The sequence below is a fragment of the Pelomonas cellulosilytica genome, from assembly GCF_021353265.1.
In the GTDB taxonomy this organism is placed as follows: Bacteria; Pseudomonadota; Gammaproteobacteria; order Burkholderiales; family Burkholderiaceae_C; genus Pelomonas; species Pelomonas cellulosilytica.
Map to the genome: position 1 here is coordinate 244,125 of NZ_JAJTWU010000008.1, position 14,778 is coordinate 258,902.

At 71.2% G+C, this 14,778-nt stretch carries 12 protein-coding genes; 8 read left to right on the plus strand and 4 right to left on the minus strand.

The features are described from left to right. Window positions 1-60 precede the first annotated feature (60 nt). From LXT13_RS20255 to LXT13_RS20285, 7 genes are all read left to right on the plus strand, one after another. On the plus strand, window positions 61-513 hold the full coding sequence (locus tag LXT13_RS20255) for a BON domain-containing protein (protein ID WP_233373864.1): 453 nt from the start codon (window positions 61-63) through the stop codon (window positions 511-513). Continuing rightward, the gene (locus tag LXT13_RS20260) at window positions 506-1,042 is read left to right on the plus strand and encodes a ferritin-like domain-containing protein (protein ID WP_233373865.1); all 537 of its coding nucleotides are present in this window, start codon (window positions 506-508) and stop codon (window positions 1,040-1,042) included. Before LXT13_RS20255 ends, LXT13_RS20260 begins: the two co-directional genes overlap by 8 nt. Before the next feature lie 61 nt (window positions 1,043-1,103). Further along, entirely contained in the window at window positions 1,104-1,712 is a 609-nt protein-coding gene (locus LXT13_RS20265) for a BON domain-containing protein (protein ID WP_233373866.1), read from the plus strand. Between the two features lie 213 nt (window positions 1,713-1,925). Beyond that, window positions 1,926-2,297, plus strand: coding sequence for a response regulator transcription factor (locus LXT13_RS20270; protein WP_233373867.1), 372 nt, complete (start codon window positions 1,926-1,928; stop codon window positions 2,295-2,297). Between the two features lie 54 nt (window positions 2,298-2,351). After that, entirely contained in the window at window positions 2,352-3,047 is a 696-nt protein-coding gene (locus tag LXT13_RS20275; protein WP_233373992.1) for an HD-GYP domain-containing protein, read from the plus strand. 24 nt (window positions 3,048-3,071) lie between these two features. Beyond that, window positions 3,072-3,863 carry an ABC transporter substrate-binding protein gene (locus LXT13_RS20280; RefSeq protein WP_233373868.1) on the plus strand — a complete coding sequence of 264 codons (792 nt, stop codon included), beginning with the start codon at window positions 3,072-3,074 and terminating at the stop codon, window positions 3,861-3,863. A gap of 2 nt (window positions 3,864-3,865) precedes the next feature. Next, window positions 3,866-6,406, plus strand: coding sequence for a PAS domain-containing sensor histidine kinase (locus LXT13_RS20285; protein ID WP_233373869.1), 2,541 nt, complete (start codon window positions 3,866-3,868; stop codon window positions 6,404-6,406). Here LXT13_RS20285 and LXT13_RS20290 read toward each other — a convergent pair. Next, on the minus strand, window positions 6,381-9,047 hold the full coding sequence (locus LXT13_RS20290) for a bifunctional acetate--CoA ligase family protein/GNAT family N-acetyltransferase (RefSeq protein ID WP_233373870.1): 2,667 nt from the start codon (window positions 9,045-9,047) through the stop codon (window positions 6,381-6,383). The two genes, LXT13_RS20285 and LXT13_RS20290, sit on opposite strands and share 26 nt — an antisense overlap. On the opposite strand from LXT13_RS20290, the gene LXT13_RS20295 reads away from it, so the two are divergent. Next, window positions 9,046-9,627 carry a universal stress protein gene (locus LXT13_RS20295; protein ID WP_233373871.1) on the plus strand — a complete coding sequence of 194 codons (582 nt, stop codon included), beginning with the start codon at window positions 9,046-9,048 and terminating at the stop codon, window positions 9,625-9,627. The genes LXT13_RS20290 and LXT13_RS20295 overlap by 2 nt on opposite strands. Before the next feature lie 12 nt (window positions 9,628-9,639). Here LXT13_RS20295 and LXT13_RS20300 read toward each other — a convergent pair whose 3' ends face one another. The 3 genes from LXT13_RS20300 to LXT13_RS20310 all read right to left on the minus strand — a co-directional run bounded on the left by LXT13_RS20300 (window position 9,640) and on the right by LXT13_RS20310 (window position 14,680). After that, window positions 9,640-10,476, minus strand: coding sequence for a universal stress protein (locus LXT13_RS20300; protein ID WP_233373872.1), 837 nt, complete (start codon window positions 10,474-10,476; stop codon window positions 9,640-9,642). Window positions 10,477-10,616: 140 nt separating this feature from the next. Further along, window positions 10,617-13,217, minus strand: a complete 2,601-nt coding sequence (locus LXT13_RS20305) for a cation-translocating P-type ATPase (protein WP_233373873.1) — start codon at window positions 13,215-13,217, stop codon at window positions 10,617-10,619. A 68-nt stretch (window positions 13,218-13,285) separates the two neighbouring features. Then, the gene (locus tag LXT13_RS20310) at window positions 13,286-14,680 is read right to left on the minus strand and encodes a glycoside hydrolase family 43 protein (protein ID WP_233373874.1); all 1,395 of its coding nucleotides are present in this window, start codon (window positions 14,678-14,680) and stop codon (window positions 13,286-13,288) included. Window positions 14,681-14,778 lie beyond the last annotated feature (98 nt).

Genomic DNA, 14,778 nt, shown 5'->3' on the forward strand with positions numbered 1-14,778 from the left:
CGAGAGTTGCTGCAACGGCTCACCGCCATCTTCCACCTCGAGAGCCGGGAAAGGACAGCCATGAACCGCATTCACACCTCCACCCGTCGCCTGCCGTTGATCGGCGCCCTGGCACTGGCCGCTGCGCTGGCCGCCTGCGGCAAGCATGAAGACGAGCGCACCGCCGGCCAGAAGCTCGATGGCGCCATCACCGAGGCCAAGCAGGCCGGCAACGAGGCCCGCCAGGACGCCCGAGAGGCGATGGACAAGGCCGAGAGCAAGGTCGAGCAGGCCGTCACGCGCACGTCGGACGCCGTCGGCGACGCCGCCATCGTCACGAAGATCAACGCCTCCCTGGCCGCCGACGACAAGCTCAAGGCCACGCAGATCGACGTGAAGGCCGACAACGGCCACGTCACGCTGACCGGCACGGCGCCCGATGCGACCTCGCAGCAGCGTGCCACGACACTAGCCAAGGCCGTGGACGGCGTCCACTCGGTGGACAACCAGCTCGTGGTGGCCCGCAATGGTTGAGGCCCGCACCCCGCTGAAGCTGGATGAGGCGGCGCTTGACGCTGCCCGCCGCGACCTCGACGAGGGTGCCGTCACGCCGGCCTACGGGCCATGGCGGGACGACATCGTCCGGCTGCTGAACGGTGCGTTGGCCACCGAGCTGACCTGCGTTCTGCGCTACCGCCGCCATCACTACATGGCCACCGGTCTGGAGTCGCCCGCCATCGCGGACGAATTCCTCGTGCATGCCAACGCGGAACTGGGCCATGCTGACCGGCTGGCTGAACGCATCGTGCAGCTGGGCGGTGAGCCCGACTTCAACCCCGAAGGCCTGCTGGGGCGCAGCCACGCCGGCTACGACGAGGTCAACGACCTGAAGGACATGATCCGCTCGAACCTCATCGCCGAGCGGGTGGCCGTTGAAACGTACCGCCAGATGATCCAGCTGATTGCCGACAAGGACTCCACGACGCGTCGGCTGCTGGAAGACATCCTGGCGGATGAAGAAGAGCACGCGGACGAGCTGAGCGACTGGATGACGCGGGCTTGACCCGCGCCGTCCGGCCGGAGCCGACGAGGCTCCGCTCGGCCGCGACGTCTGGAGCATTGACATGCCATTGCGTCACTGGTTCTCTCGTGTTCGTGAACCCCGTTCCCTCGTGAACCCGGACGGCAGCCTGCGTGTGGCCGATGCGCCGCCCCGGCCTCGCGGGCCGGTGCGCGTCGTGGAGGCCCGTCGTTCCGCCGGCGTGCTTGCCTGGCTGCTGGCCCTGGGTGCCGGTGCGGCCATCGCGCTCGTCGCCGTCGTGGCGCTGCAGGACCCGCGCTCGCTCGGCACGCAGCTCGACGACATGGTGGCTCGCGTGCGCCACCTCGGCGACGAGGCGGGGCAGAGCGTCGCCCAGTCGAAGGACGCGGCGGCTGAGGCCTCCCGCGAGGCGCTGGCCGGCGTCGGCACGGCGATCGACGACGCCGGCATCAGCACCAAGGTCAAGGCCGCGCTGGCCGTGGACCCGGCGCTGAGTGCCGCCCGCATCGATGTCACAACGCAAAGCGGCGTCGTGCGGCTGGACGGCCCGGCGCCGAACGCCGCGGCCAAGGAGCGCGCCAGCGTGCTTGCTGCCGCACCGGAAGGCGTGCGTGGTGTGGACAACCGGCTGGTGCTGCCGCAGCCGGAAGCAGCGGTAGCCGTGGCGCAGCCGGCGCCAGCGCCGCGTTGACGAGCCGTTGGTGCCTGCGTCGCCAAGCACTGTTTGATAAAAGCGATTCGGCACGGCGCCTGACGGCGCCGTGCCGAATCGCGTTGGCGTTCGTCGCACCCGGCGCTCACGGTGGGATGGCGCCGAAGTCATGCCGGAAGTCACACGGCAGGTACTGGACGGTTTATTTGATACAAATGATAATTCCGGGAACGCAACGACCGGAAGACCGCCGTGAAGAAGATCCTCATCGTCGATGACCATGACGACATCCGCCGGCTGATCCGCCTGACGTTGGAGTTCGAGGATTACGACGTGCGCGAGGCCTGCGACGGCCCGTCCGCGCTGGATGCGGCGCGGGAGTTTCAGCCCGACCTGGTGCTGATGGACGTCATGATGCCCGGTGGCGTCAACGGCATGGAAGCCTGCCGCCAGCTCAAGGGGGGCGCAGTGGGCGCCGTGCCGCGCGTGATGATGCTCAGCGCCTGTGGCCAGGCGGGGGACCGCGAGGCCGGGCTGCAGGCCGGGGCCGATCTATACCTTGTCAAACCGTTCAGCCCGCTGCAGCTCATCGACTGCATCGCCGACATGTGGACGGGCGCCTGACCCGTGAGCAAGCGAATCCCCCATCGCCGCTTTGGCACCGCCGCGATGGCGCAGATGGAGCGCATCGTCGTGGACCTGCGCCGCATGTACTGCGAGCGCAACGAGGCGCTGCGCGAAGTCACCCGCGCCCACCACGAGGCGCTGCTGCGCCTCGCGCTGGCGGCCGACTTCCGTGACGACGACACGGGCGTGCACATGGCGCGCATCGGCTATCTCGCCGAGGCGCTGGCCCTGCAGCTGGGCGAGCCGGCGGCCTTCGCCGCGATGCTGCGCCGCGCCGCGCCCATGCACGACGTGGGCAAGATCGGCATCCCGGATGGCATCCTGAAGAAGCCAGGCACCTACACGGCCGAGGAGCGGGCTGTCATGAACGGCCATGCCGAGATGGGCGCCCACATCCTCGGCCGCTCGCGCGTGCCGCTTTTCCATCTGGCCGCCGACGTGGCGCTGACGCATCACGAGCGGTGGGATGGCAGCGGCTACCCGCACAAGCTCACAGGCGAGGCGATCCCGCTGTGCGGGCGCATCGTCGCGGTGGTGGACTTCTTCGATGCGCTGACGATGGACCGCTGCTACCGCAAGGCCTTCACGGACGACGTGGCGTTGGGCATGCTGGCCGAGCAGTGCGGCAAGGCCTTCGACCCGCGCATCGCCCAGGCCTTCATCGACAACGCCGCGGCGATGATCGAACTCCGGGATCGCATCAACCGCCATCCACCCAGCTTCGATGAACTGGCTGCGCTGGATTGAGCCCAGCCCATGAGAGGACTGACCATGACCCCAGCCCGTTGGCTGCTCGCCGCGTTCGCGGCGCTGACTCTGGCCGCGCCGGCCGCATGGGCGCAGACGCTTGAGCATGTGCGCAGCAGCGGCGTGCTCCATGTGTGTATCTGGCCCGACTACTACGGCATCACCTACCGCAACCCGCGCACCGAGCAGTTGAGCGGCATCGACATCGACCTGTCGGCCGAGCTCGGCCGCGAGCTGAAGGCGCGCGTCGATTACGTCGAGTCGTCGTTCCCGCAGCTGGTGACCGATCTCAACGCCGGCCGCTGCGACGTGGCGATGTTCGCCGTGGGCATATTGCCCAGCCGCATGGAGCAACTGGCCTTCACTGCGCCCTATCTGCAGAGCGACGTCTACGGCGTGACGACACGTGCCAGCCGCACGGTGCGCAGCTGGACCGACATCGACCAGCCGGGTGTCGTCGTCGCAGTGCAGGCCGGCACCTTCATGGAGCCCGTCATGCGCGATGCGTTGAAGCAGGCGCGCATGGCCGTCATCAAGCCGCCGGCCTCGCGCGAGCAGGAGCTGGAGGCCGGCCGCGTGGACGTGTTCATGACCGACTATCCCTACAGCCGGCGGCTGCTCGACAACGCCGACTGGGCCCGGTTGGTCGCGCCGCCCAAGCCCTTCCACGTGCTGCCCTACGGCTATGCGGTCAAGCGCGGCGACGCACGCTGGCTGGCGCGGCTCGACGAGTTCGTGGCGGCCATCAAGCGCGATGGCCGCCTGGCTGCCGCGGCGCGCCGCCATGGCCTGTCGGACATCGTCGTGACGCACTAGCCATGCTGCTGCGCAGCCGCTCCGCGCCGCCGCAGCCCACCCGGCCCGTGCCTGGCCGCGCCCGGCTGCTGGCTATCGGCCTAGCCGTGCTGGTGGCGCTCACGGTCGTGGCGGCGCTCGTGGCGCTGGCGGCGTACGAGCGGCGCGAGGCGCTGGAGAATGCGGAGAACCGCGTAGAGCTCATCGCGCGCACGCTGGAGGACCACGTCACCCGCACCGTCGATTCGGCCGCGCTGATCCTGCAGACGCTTGACGAGGGCATCGGGCAGCAGCGCTCGTCGCAGCCGGAGCCCTTGCAGCACCTTCTGAGCCAGAGCCTGCTGAGCAGCCTGCCTTTCCTGCGCGGCGTGGCCGTGCTGGCGCAGGACGGCACGGTGCTCGCCAGCTCGGTGCCTGCGGAGCGAGGCCTGCGCGTGGACCTGGCCCGCCTGGCACCGTCGCCGCGCGAGGGCAAGGACCGGATGCTTGCGTTGCAGGCCGGCCGCAGCCTGGCCGACCTCGCCACAGGCGACGCTACGCGCCCGCCGGCCGGCGTCGGCATGCTGCCGCTCGTGCGTGCGCTCAGCGGGCCGGACGGTCGGCCGCTGCTGCTGGTGGCGCTGATCAACCCCGGCGCGCTCGCCAACTTCCAGCAGGTCGCGGTGGCCGACGAGGGCGGCGTCGCGCTGCTCGCCAGCTGGGACGGCCGTCTCGTGGCTGTCAACGATGCGCTGGCGCTGGAGCCGGGCCGGCCGCTGGCGGGGCATCCGGTGTTCCAGAACCGGCTCGCCCAGCGCGAGCATGGCGAGTACCTCGGCGCCGGTGCGCAACCGGGCACGCAGGTGGTGGCCTACCGGGCGTCGCGCTCGCGGCCGCTGGTCGTCATCGTCGAGCTGGCCGAGCGGCGCGTGCTGCACACCTGGTATGGCCGGCTGGGCTGGCTGGCCCTCGTGGGGGGGCTGGCGCTGGCGGCCATCGCCGGCGGCCTGCGCGCACTGCTGCGCGAGATGGATACCCGCGAGCAGGCGCGCACCGCGCTCGACGGCGCTTACCGCCAGGTCGCCCAGCGGGAGCGCGAGCTCAGCGTGTTGCTCAAAAGCGTGCAGGAGCTGATCTTCCGCACTGATGCCGAGGGTGCCATCACCTATGTCAACGCCCGCTGGGGGGCGCTGAGCGGTGCGGTGCAGGAGCCCGCCAGCGGGCGCCGCTTCTGGGACCTGGCCGTGCCGGCGGACCGGCTGCGCACGGCCGACCTGTTCCGCCCGGACGATCGCCTGGGCGTGCGACGGGATGAGGTCTGCATCCCGGGCGCCGACGGGGGGCTGCGGCACTTCCAGGTGTCCGTCGTGCCGCTGCATGGCGATGGCCAGATCATCGGCTTCGCCGGCAGCGCGCTGGACGTCAGCGAGCGCGTCGCATCGGACCAGCGGCTGCAGCACCAGCTCCACTTCACGGGCCTGCTGCTGGAGATCAGCCCGCTGCCGGTGTCGATGTTCGACATGGAGGGCCGCTACGTGATGGTCAACCAGGCCTGGGAGGACTTCGTCGGTCGTCCGCGTGCCGACGTCATCGGCAGCGTGGTGGGTCATTTCCTGACCGCCGCTGACGCGGCGCTGCACGCCGAGCAGGACGCGCGGCTTCTGGCCCACGGCGGGCGCATCCGCTACGAGACCCAGGTGCGGCACCATGACGGCTCGCGCCGCGACATGGTGGTCACGAAGGTGTTGGTGCCGGGGGATGCGGGGCCGGCAGGCATCCTGTGCACGCTGATGGACGTCAGCGAGTTCCGCGACGCCGAGCGCGCCACCAGCGAGGCGCGCGACGCGGCCGAGGAGGCGTCGCGCTCCAAGTCCGAGTTCGTCGCGAACATTAGCCATGAGCTGCGCACGCCGCTGCAGGCCATTCTGGGCTTCTCGGAGCTGGGCGCCACGCGCGGGCGCGAGCACGCGAAGCTGGCCAGCATGTTCTCCAACATCCATGCGTCGGGTCAGCGCATGCTGCACCTCGTCAACGACCTGCTGGATGTGGCCAAGATCGAGAGCGCCGTCGGCACCTTCCACCTGGAGCGCTGGGACCTGCGCGGTATCGTGCAGGCGGTGCTGCGCGAGCTGGACCCGCTGCTGGCGCAGCGCGGCCTGAGGCTGACGCTGCGCCTGGCCGACGAGCCGCTGGTGGCCAAGGTGGATGCGTCGCGCATCCATCAGGCCATCCGCAACGTCGTGGCCAATGCGATCAAGTTCTCGCCAGAGGGCGGCGAGCTGGACATCGAGGCCGCCGCGACGATGCGCAACGAGGTGCAGGTCAGCGTGGCGGACCGCGGCCCCGGCATCCCGCCGGCGGAGCTGGAGGCCATCTTCGAGGCCTTCGTGCAGTCGAGCCAGACGAAGGACGGCTCCGGCGGTACCGGCCTAGGCCTGGCCATCTGCCGCAAGATCGTCGAGATCCACGGCGGCCGCATCACGGCCGAGAACCGCGCGGGCGGTGGCGCGGTGTTCCGCCTGACGCTGCCATTGCGCGCGGCGGCGGACGCCGACGGCGCTACGGCGCCGGCATCGCTCGACTGACGTAGATCAGTTCCGATGGCTGCTGCGGGTCGGCCTGCGTGGTGAAGCCGAGGGACTTCACCAGCGTCAGCATCGCGCGGTTGTCGCGCAGCACATAACCGATGATGCGCTGCGTGCCGCGGGCGGTGGCGTAGTCCAGCATCGTCTGCATCAGCAGCCGCCCCAGCCCCTGGCCCTTGAGCCGGCTGCGCACCATGACGGCGAACTCCGCCTCGGTGTTGTCCGGGTCGCGCACGAGGCGCACGACGCCCAGCGTGCGGCGGCCGTCCGGCGCGTTCGGGTCCAGCGCAATGAAGGCCATCTCGCGCTCGTAGTCGATCTGCGTCAGGCGCGCAAGGGCGTCGTGCGACCACGGGTGCGGCGCCTCGAAGAAGCGCATGCGCAGATCCTCGGGGTCGGCCGACTCCAGGAACTCGCGATGCAGTGCCTCGTCCTCGGGCCGGATCGGCCGCACGAGGATGCTGCCGCCGCGCCACAGCAGCGTGCGCTCCAGCTCGGCCGGATACGGCCGCACCGCGAAACGCGCGACGCCGGCCGGTCGCGCGGCCGACAGCCGAACGCGGGCGTCCAGCGCCAGCGCGCCGTGCTCGTCGGCCCACAGTGGGTTGATGTCCAGCTCAGCCAGTTCGGGCAGGTCGCCCATCATCCGCGAGACGGCGATCAGCACGTCGCAGACGGCGTCCAGCCGCGCCGGCGGGCGGTCGCGGTAGCCGGTCAGCAGCCGCGCCACTCGGGTGCGGTCGATCAGGTCGCGGGCCAGTGTGCGGTTCAGCGGGGGCAGGGCGATGGCACGGTCGCCGATGACCTCCACGGCGGTCCCGCCCTGGCCGAACAGCAGCACCGGTCCGAAGATCGGGTCCACATGCGCGCCGACGATGAGCTCCTGCGCATGCGGGCGGCGGGCCATCGCCTGCACGCTGAAGCCCTCCAGTCGCGCGTGAGGCTGCGTGGCCTGCAGGTGAGCCAGCATTTCCTGCGCGGCCGTGCGCACGGCGGCCTCGTCGGCCAGGTCCAGCCGCACGCCGCCGGCATCGGACTTGTGCAGCAGCTGCGGTGACACGATCTTCAGCGCGACGGGGCCGGTGATGCTGCGCGCCGCGGCGGCGGCCGCGTCGGGCGTGGGCGGCACGAGGTGGGTCGCGACGATGGGCACGCCGTAGGCGGCCAGCAGCGACTTGGCAGCCACTTCATCAAGCCATTCCCGCTCCTCGGCCAGTGCAGCGGCGACGAGGTTCCGCGCGCGGGCCTGGTCGGGCTCGGCCAGTGTGCTGGCGGCGGGCGTCTGGCGCAGGGTCATCTGGTTGCGCCGGTAGGTCTGCATCAGCGAGAAGGCGCGCACGGCTTCCTCGGGCGTCTCGTAGTCGGCGATGCCAGCGGCCTCGAAGCAGCGCCGTGCGGGCTCCACCGTGTCACCGCCCAGCCAGCAACCCATCACGCGGCCGGGGTGCCGGGCCAGCTGCGGTGCGCAGGCCTCGGCGATGTCGCGGCTGTCGACGATGGCGGTCGGCGCGTGGACGAAGAGCAGCGCGCCGGCCTCGGGCGCATTGAGCAGCGCGTCGAAACTGTCCACATAGCGTTGCACGGGGGCGTCACCGATGATGTCCACCGGGTTGCCGTGCGACCAGTTGCCCGGCAGCACTGTGTTGAGCCGGCGCATCAGCGCATCGCCCGGCCGCGCGAGCTTCACGCCCAGGTGGGCGGCCTCATCGGCCGCCATGACGCCGGCGCCGCCCCCGTTGGTGATGACCATCAGCTCGCTGGCCGGGTTGTCGCGGAAGCGGGCCAGCGTCTGGGCGGCGATGAATAGTTCCTTGAGCGTGTCCACGCGCAGCATGCCGGCGCGGCGGATGGCGGCGTCGAAGACGAGGTCCGAGCCGGCCAGCGCGCCGGTGTGCGAGGCCGCGGCCTGCATGCCCGCCGGCGCACGGCCGGCCTTGACGACGATGACCGGCTTGGCCCGCGCCGCGGCCCGCGCGGCCGACATGAACTTGCGTGGCGAGCTGACCGACTCGATGTAGAGCAGGATGGCGCGGGTGTGCGGGTCACCAGCGAGATGGTCCAGCAGGTCGCCGAAGTCGACGTCCAGGTTCTCTCCGAGCGAGATCAGGTGCGAGAAGCCGATGCGCTGCTTGTTGGCCCAGTCCAGCAGCGCGGTCAGTAGCGCGCCGGACTGCGACACCAGCGCCAGCTCGCCCGGCCGTGCGTGGGTGTGCGTGAAGCTGGCGTTGAGCCCGAGGTGCGGGCTCAACAGGCCGATGCAGTTCGGGCCCAGCAGCCTCAGCATGTGGGGGCGGGCGGCGTCCAGCACGGCCTGCTTGTCGGCGGGTGACAGGCCCGCCGTGACAATGATGGCCGCGCGCGTGCCGCGCGCGCCCAGGTCGGCCACCAGTGGCGCAATGCTGGCCGGAGGGGTGCAGAGCACGGCCAGGTCGGGGATGAAGGGCAGGTCGGCCGCGCTGGCATAGCAGCGCTGGCCGTCGAGCCTCGCCAGCCGCGGGTTGACGGCCACGACCGGCCCCTGGAAGCCGCCCGACCGCAGGTTGCGCCAGACGGTCGTGCCCACGCGAGCGGGCTTGTCCGAGGCGCCGAAGATGGCCACGGACTGGGGCGTCAGCAGTCGGTCGAGATGGCGTTGCGTCATGGCGGTCATCGTCGCCAGCGGCCACCGGCGCAGCTTTGAGCGACGTCAACCCAACGCGTTGATCCAGCGCAAGGCCGGCAGCACTGGCGGCGCGCAGCATCGCCGCACCACAAGGGAGCAGGGAACTGACATGGGTGCCGTTTTCAAGCATGTGCTGGTGGCCACCGACGGCTCGGTGCTGGCCGACGCCGCGCTGGCGCTGGCGCATCGCCTGGGCCATGACGGCCGTGTGACGGCGCTGCTGGTCGCCAAGGACTACGGCCTGGCCGGCTACGTGAAGGCGGCCGTGCAGGGCCATCCGGACGCGCGGCAGCTGCGCGAGGACATCGTGGCCGAGGGTGGACGCCAGCTGGCGGCCGCCATCGAACGCGCCATTGGTGCTGACGTGGCGATCGAGCGGCGCGTCGTGCTCAGCGATCAGGCGCCGTGCCACGAGATCATCGCGACGGCCAACCGCGAAGGCTGCGACCTCATCATCATGGCCTCCCACGGCCTCGGCGGCCGTCTGGCGGGCGTCGTGGGCAGCCAGTGCCAGGCGGTGCTGGCAATGGCCAGCGTGCCGGTGCTGGTGGCACGCTGAAGTCGCCGCGGCTCAGTGCGACAGCAGCACGGGCACCGGCGAGCTGCGCAGCAGTGTGCGGGTGACGCCGCCCAGCACCGCCTCTCGGAAGCGTGAATGCCCGTAGCCGCCTGCGACGATGAGGTCGGCGCTGGCATCGGCCGCGTGTGACAGCAGCGCCTCGCCGGCCGATACGGCAACCGGCACGAAGTTCACGTCCACCTTGACGCGGTGGCGGGCCAGCCACAGGCCGATGTCGGCGCCGGGCAGGTCGCCATGCGGGCTGTCGATGTCGTCCGGCGCTTCGAAGACGGCCACCTGCACGCTGGTGGCGGCCCTCAGCAGCGGCAGCGCATCGTGCAGCGCGCGGGCCGCCTCGCGGCTGCCGTTCCAGCCGACCAGCACCCGCGGCGCGGGCGGCAGCGCCGCGTCACCCGCATAGGGCAGCACGAGCAGCGGCCGACCGGAGCGCAGCAGCAACTCCTCGGCAATGCGGGGCGACTGGGCGAGGTCGGGGTCGGGCTGCGTGACGACGGTCAGGTCGCAGTAGCGGGCCGCCAGCGTCATGACCTCCTCGGCAAAGCCCACGTCGGCCCGACCCTCGTAGGACCGCAGGTTGCCGCCGGACGCCTGTTCGAGGAAGTGGCGCACGCAGTCGTCGGCCTGCTCGCGCAGCGCGTCCATCGTGGCTTCCTGGTAGGCGGCCAGGCCGAGCGCGCCGCCCACATCGGGCGGGATGCTGGCCCAGCCGGTGGGCGCCAGCCCCGTGAGGTGGGCGTCGAAACGCTCGGCGAGGCAGACCGCCGTGGCGATGCGGCCGGGCGTGGTGCGGCCGTTGTCGAGATGGACGAGGATGCTCGGGTAGCCCATGACATTTCTCCTTCACCGCGATGCAGCGCGTGTGCATGGCCATCATTGCGGCCTGGGGCGGGCCGGCATTGACGCGGGTCAAGAGTCGTGTTGTCAGAGATTGAGCTTGTTTCCGGCGCGGCCGGAAGAAGCTCAACCCATCAGTCGCCGCGCCGCAAGCGGTGGCTCAGCGCGACGCCCAGTGCCACCGCGACCACGGCGCCGCACATGGCCAGACCCAGGTCGCCGGCCGCGGGCAGGCCGAAGTGCAGCAAGGCCCTCGCGCCGGGCAGCGCCACCGCCAGCGCCAGCACCGCGCTGGCGCCGGCTGTGACGGCCCACAGCATGCGAGAGCCCGGCGCCGCCAGTGCCCGCCAGCCGTTGCCGGACAGCGCATTGGCGGCGGCCAGCCCGAGGTTCCCCACGGTCAGTGCGACGACGGCCAAAGTGCGGGCCACGTCCTCGCCGTGGCCGGCCTGCAGGGCCAGCACGTCGATGGTCAGCGTGGCCCCGAGCAGACATAGGCCCTGTACGAGGCCCTGCCACAGCATGGGCCAGCCGACGATGCCGGCGTCCGAGCGGCGCGGTGGCCGCTGCATCAGGCCGGGCGCCTCGGGGGCGCCCTCGAAGGCCAGCGAGCAGACCGGGTCGATGACCATCTCGGTCAGCACGACATGGGCCGGCAGCATCAGCGGCGGCAGCCCCAGCAGCAGCGGCAGCAGCGCCAGCCCGGCCACCGGCACGTGGATGGCGGTGATGTAGACCATGACGTTGCGCAGGTTGTCGAAGATGCGGCGGCCCATGCGCACGCCGCCGACGATGCGGCCGAAGTCTTCATCCAGCAGCACGAGGCCGGCGGCCTCGCGGGCCACGTCCGTGCCGCGTACGCCCATCGCGATGCCGATGTGGGCGGCCTTCAGCGCCGGCGCGTCGTTGACACCGTCGCCCGTCATCGCCACGACCTCCCCGTTGCGGCGGAAGGCCTCGACCAGCCGCAGCTTCTGCTCCGGCTGCACGCGGGCGAACACGCGCACCCGTTGCACGGCAGCGGCCAGCCCGGCATCGTCCAGTGCGGCGATGTCGGCGCCGGTCAGCGCGCCAGCCTCCGTCGGGATGCCGGCCTGGCGGGCAATAGCCAGCGCCGTCGCGGCGTGGTCGCCGGTGATCATCGCCACGGCGATGCCGGCCTCGCGGGCCTGCGCGACGGCCGGCGGCACGCTGGGGCGCAGCGGGTCTTCGAAGGCGACAAAGCCCAGCAGCCGGAAGTCCAGTTCGTGCGGGTCGCTCACCGTGCTGCCGGCCGGCGCCGTGCCCTCGGCGACGGCCAGCACGCGCAGCCCGGCCTCGCCAAGCGTGCGCAGTCGGTCCTGCAGCGCGGCGATGCGCTCGGGCGGCAGATGGCAGAGGCCGAAGACGGCTTCGGGCGCGCCCTTGGCGGCGACGCGGTGGACGCCCTCGGCATCGGTCCAATCCTGCGACATGGCCAGCAGCCCGGCCGTCAGCGGGAACTCGTGCGCCAGCTGCCAGTCGGGGTGCAGGTGCTCGGAGTCGGCCAGCGCGGCGTCACCCTGGCCCAGCAGTGCGCGGTCCATCGGATCGGTGCTGCCGCGGCGGGACGCCAGCATGGCGTATTCCAGCAGCCGGTGCACGGCCTCGGGAAGAGGCGCGTCGGGCTCCAGGGTGACGTCCGCGGTGTCCGTGACAAGGCGGCGCAGCCGCATGCGGTTCTCGGTCAGCGTGCCGGTCTTGTCCACGCACAGCACGGTGGCGGCACCCAGTGCCTCGACGACGGCGGGCCGGCGTGACAGCACCTGCACGCGGGCCAGCCGCCAGGCGCCCAGCGCGAGAAAAACGGTCAGCACCATCGGGAACTCTTCCGGCAGCATCGCCATGCCCAGCGCCAGTGCCGACAGCAGGCCTTGCAGCCAGTTGCCGTAGATCAGCCCGTAGCCCAACGCGATCGCGCCGGAAGCCAGCACCGTCCCGACGCCGAAGGCTCGCACGAGCCGCTGCAGGTGGCGCTGCAGCGGCGTCGGAGCGGTCTCGATGTCGGCCAGCGAGGCGCCGATGCGACCCACCTGCGTGCCGCGCCCGGTCGCGACGACCTCGACGAGCGCGTGGCCGCCGACGACCAGCGTGCCGGCATAGACCATGGGCGTGTCCTCGCTGCCGGGCGCGGGCGGGGCGTCCAGTGCTACCGCAGCGGCGTGCTTGCGCACCGGTACGGACTCGCCGGTCAGCAGCGATTCGTCCACACCCAGCCCCACCGTCTCGCGCACCCAGCCATCCGCGGCGATGCGCTCGCCCTCGGCCAGCAGCATCAGGTCGCCGGGCACCAGCTCGCGTGCCGGCAGGCGCTGCGCGCGGCCCTCGCGCAGCACGCGCACCTGCGGCGCGGCCAGGCCGCGCAGCGCGTCCAGCGCGTGTTCGCTGCGGCGGTCCTGCACGATGACGAGGCCCACGGTGACAACGGCGAAGAAGGCCAGCAGCAGGCCCTCGCCCAGGTCACCGACGACGAGGTAGAGGCCGGCGGCACCCAGCAGCATCAGGAACATGGGTTCCGTCAGCACGTTGCGCAGCGTGGCGCCGAACCCCTGGCGTTCGTGGTCGGCCATCTCGTTGGGGCCGTGCGCGGCCAGGCGCGCGGCCGCCTCCACCTGGCTGAGGCCTGACGCGGGCGTCGTCAGGCCTGGGCCCGGCCCGTGCGGCGCCTGGTGGTCAGGGGCATCGGTGCCGGCGGCGAGGGGGCGGTTCGGATTCATGCCCGCACGCTAGCGTGGCCGCCATCGTTCGCGATTGATGGCAATCAAGCGTGCCGGCTCCCTGGGGCTCAGCGGCGCTCGAAGCGCCAGTGGTCGAAGTTGAACAGCGTAGGCTCGCCGCGGCCGTGGAAGATCAGATAGAGGTCGTGCTGGCCCGTTGCGCCGGCCACCGGCACGCTTTGCTGCTGCCAGCGGTCTCCGCCGCCCGTGCGGGCGATGGTCAGCGTGCCGAGGTGAGGGCCATCCGGGCTGTCCAGCCGCAGCTCGATCTGGCCGCCATCCAGGTCGCTGGCGACGTTGGCGACGAAGCGTGCCGCGCCGCGCGGGCCGAAGTCCACGCCGTTGACCTTGATGTAGTCGCGGTCCGAGATGCGCGTGACGTACATGCCGACGGCTTCGCTGTGGGCCGTCTTGATACCCGGCGCCCAGTAGATCGAACGGTCCTCGACGCGCTTCAGGCGGGAGGTCCAGGCGATGGTCTCGGCTTCCACGCGCTCGTACGGCGACAAGGGATGCAGGGGCGGCACGCCCACGTCGTCCCACCAGGGCAGCAGGTCAACGCTGCCATCGGGCCGGTAGTCGAGGCGCGTCACGGTGACGGAGCGGCGTTCGCGATGCAGGGGCGTGTCGGCGAAGTTGAGGTTGTAGTTGAATCCGAATAGGTAGGCCTGGCCCTCGAACTCGACGATGCCGGGGTGGTTGCCGTTGGAATTGCGGTTGCCGTCCATCAGGTTGCCCCGGTAGACCCAGGGGCCGGTGGGGCTGTCGCTCATCGCGTAGCCGATGCCCTCCGGGCAGCAGGTGGAGGCGTAGGCCATGTAGTAGCGGCCCTGCCGCTTGTAGAACCAGGGACCTTCTTGGTAGTTGCGCGGGATGTTGGCGACCTTCGTGATCTCGCCCGAGTACGAGACCATGTCCTCGTTCAGCCTGACGTACCAGAGGCTGGGATTGCCCCAGTAGAGGTAGGCTTGGCCGTCGTCGTCGATCCAGACGGTGGGGTCGAAGAAGCCGTGGCCGCGGTCGATGAGCGGCTTGCCCAGCGCGTCCTTGAAGGGGCCTTCGGGCCGGTCCGCCACGGCCACGGCGATGACGTTGCGCGGCTCGCCGGGCGCGGTGCCCGGTACGGTCACCGGTACGTAGAGGTAGAACCTGCCATGGCGCTCGACCACTTGCGGCGCCCAGGCGTCGTTGTGCTGGTTGGCCCAGGGGAAAGTGGCCAGCGACGCCACCACGCCGCGGTCCGTCCAGTTGGACATGTCGCGCGACGTGTAGAGCCGCCAGTCGCGCATCTTGAAGCCCTTGGCGTCGTCCTCGTCGTGGCTGGTGTAGAGGTAGACGACGCCCCGGTGTACCAGCGGCGCCGGGTCGGCGGTGAAGTTCGTCTGGACGATCGGGTTCTCGGCACGGACCGGCGCGGTCAGCGCGAGGGTGGTGCAGAGCAGGGCAGTGAGGCGGGAGAACACGCAGGCAGGTCCTTCAGGCGGAACGCCGGGGCATCCGGCGCGCGATCGTAGGCATGCCGCAGCCGGCGTTGCTAATCACTTCTCTGAAGCGGCCGATG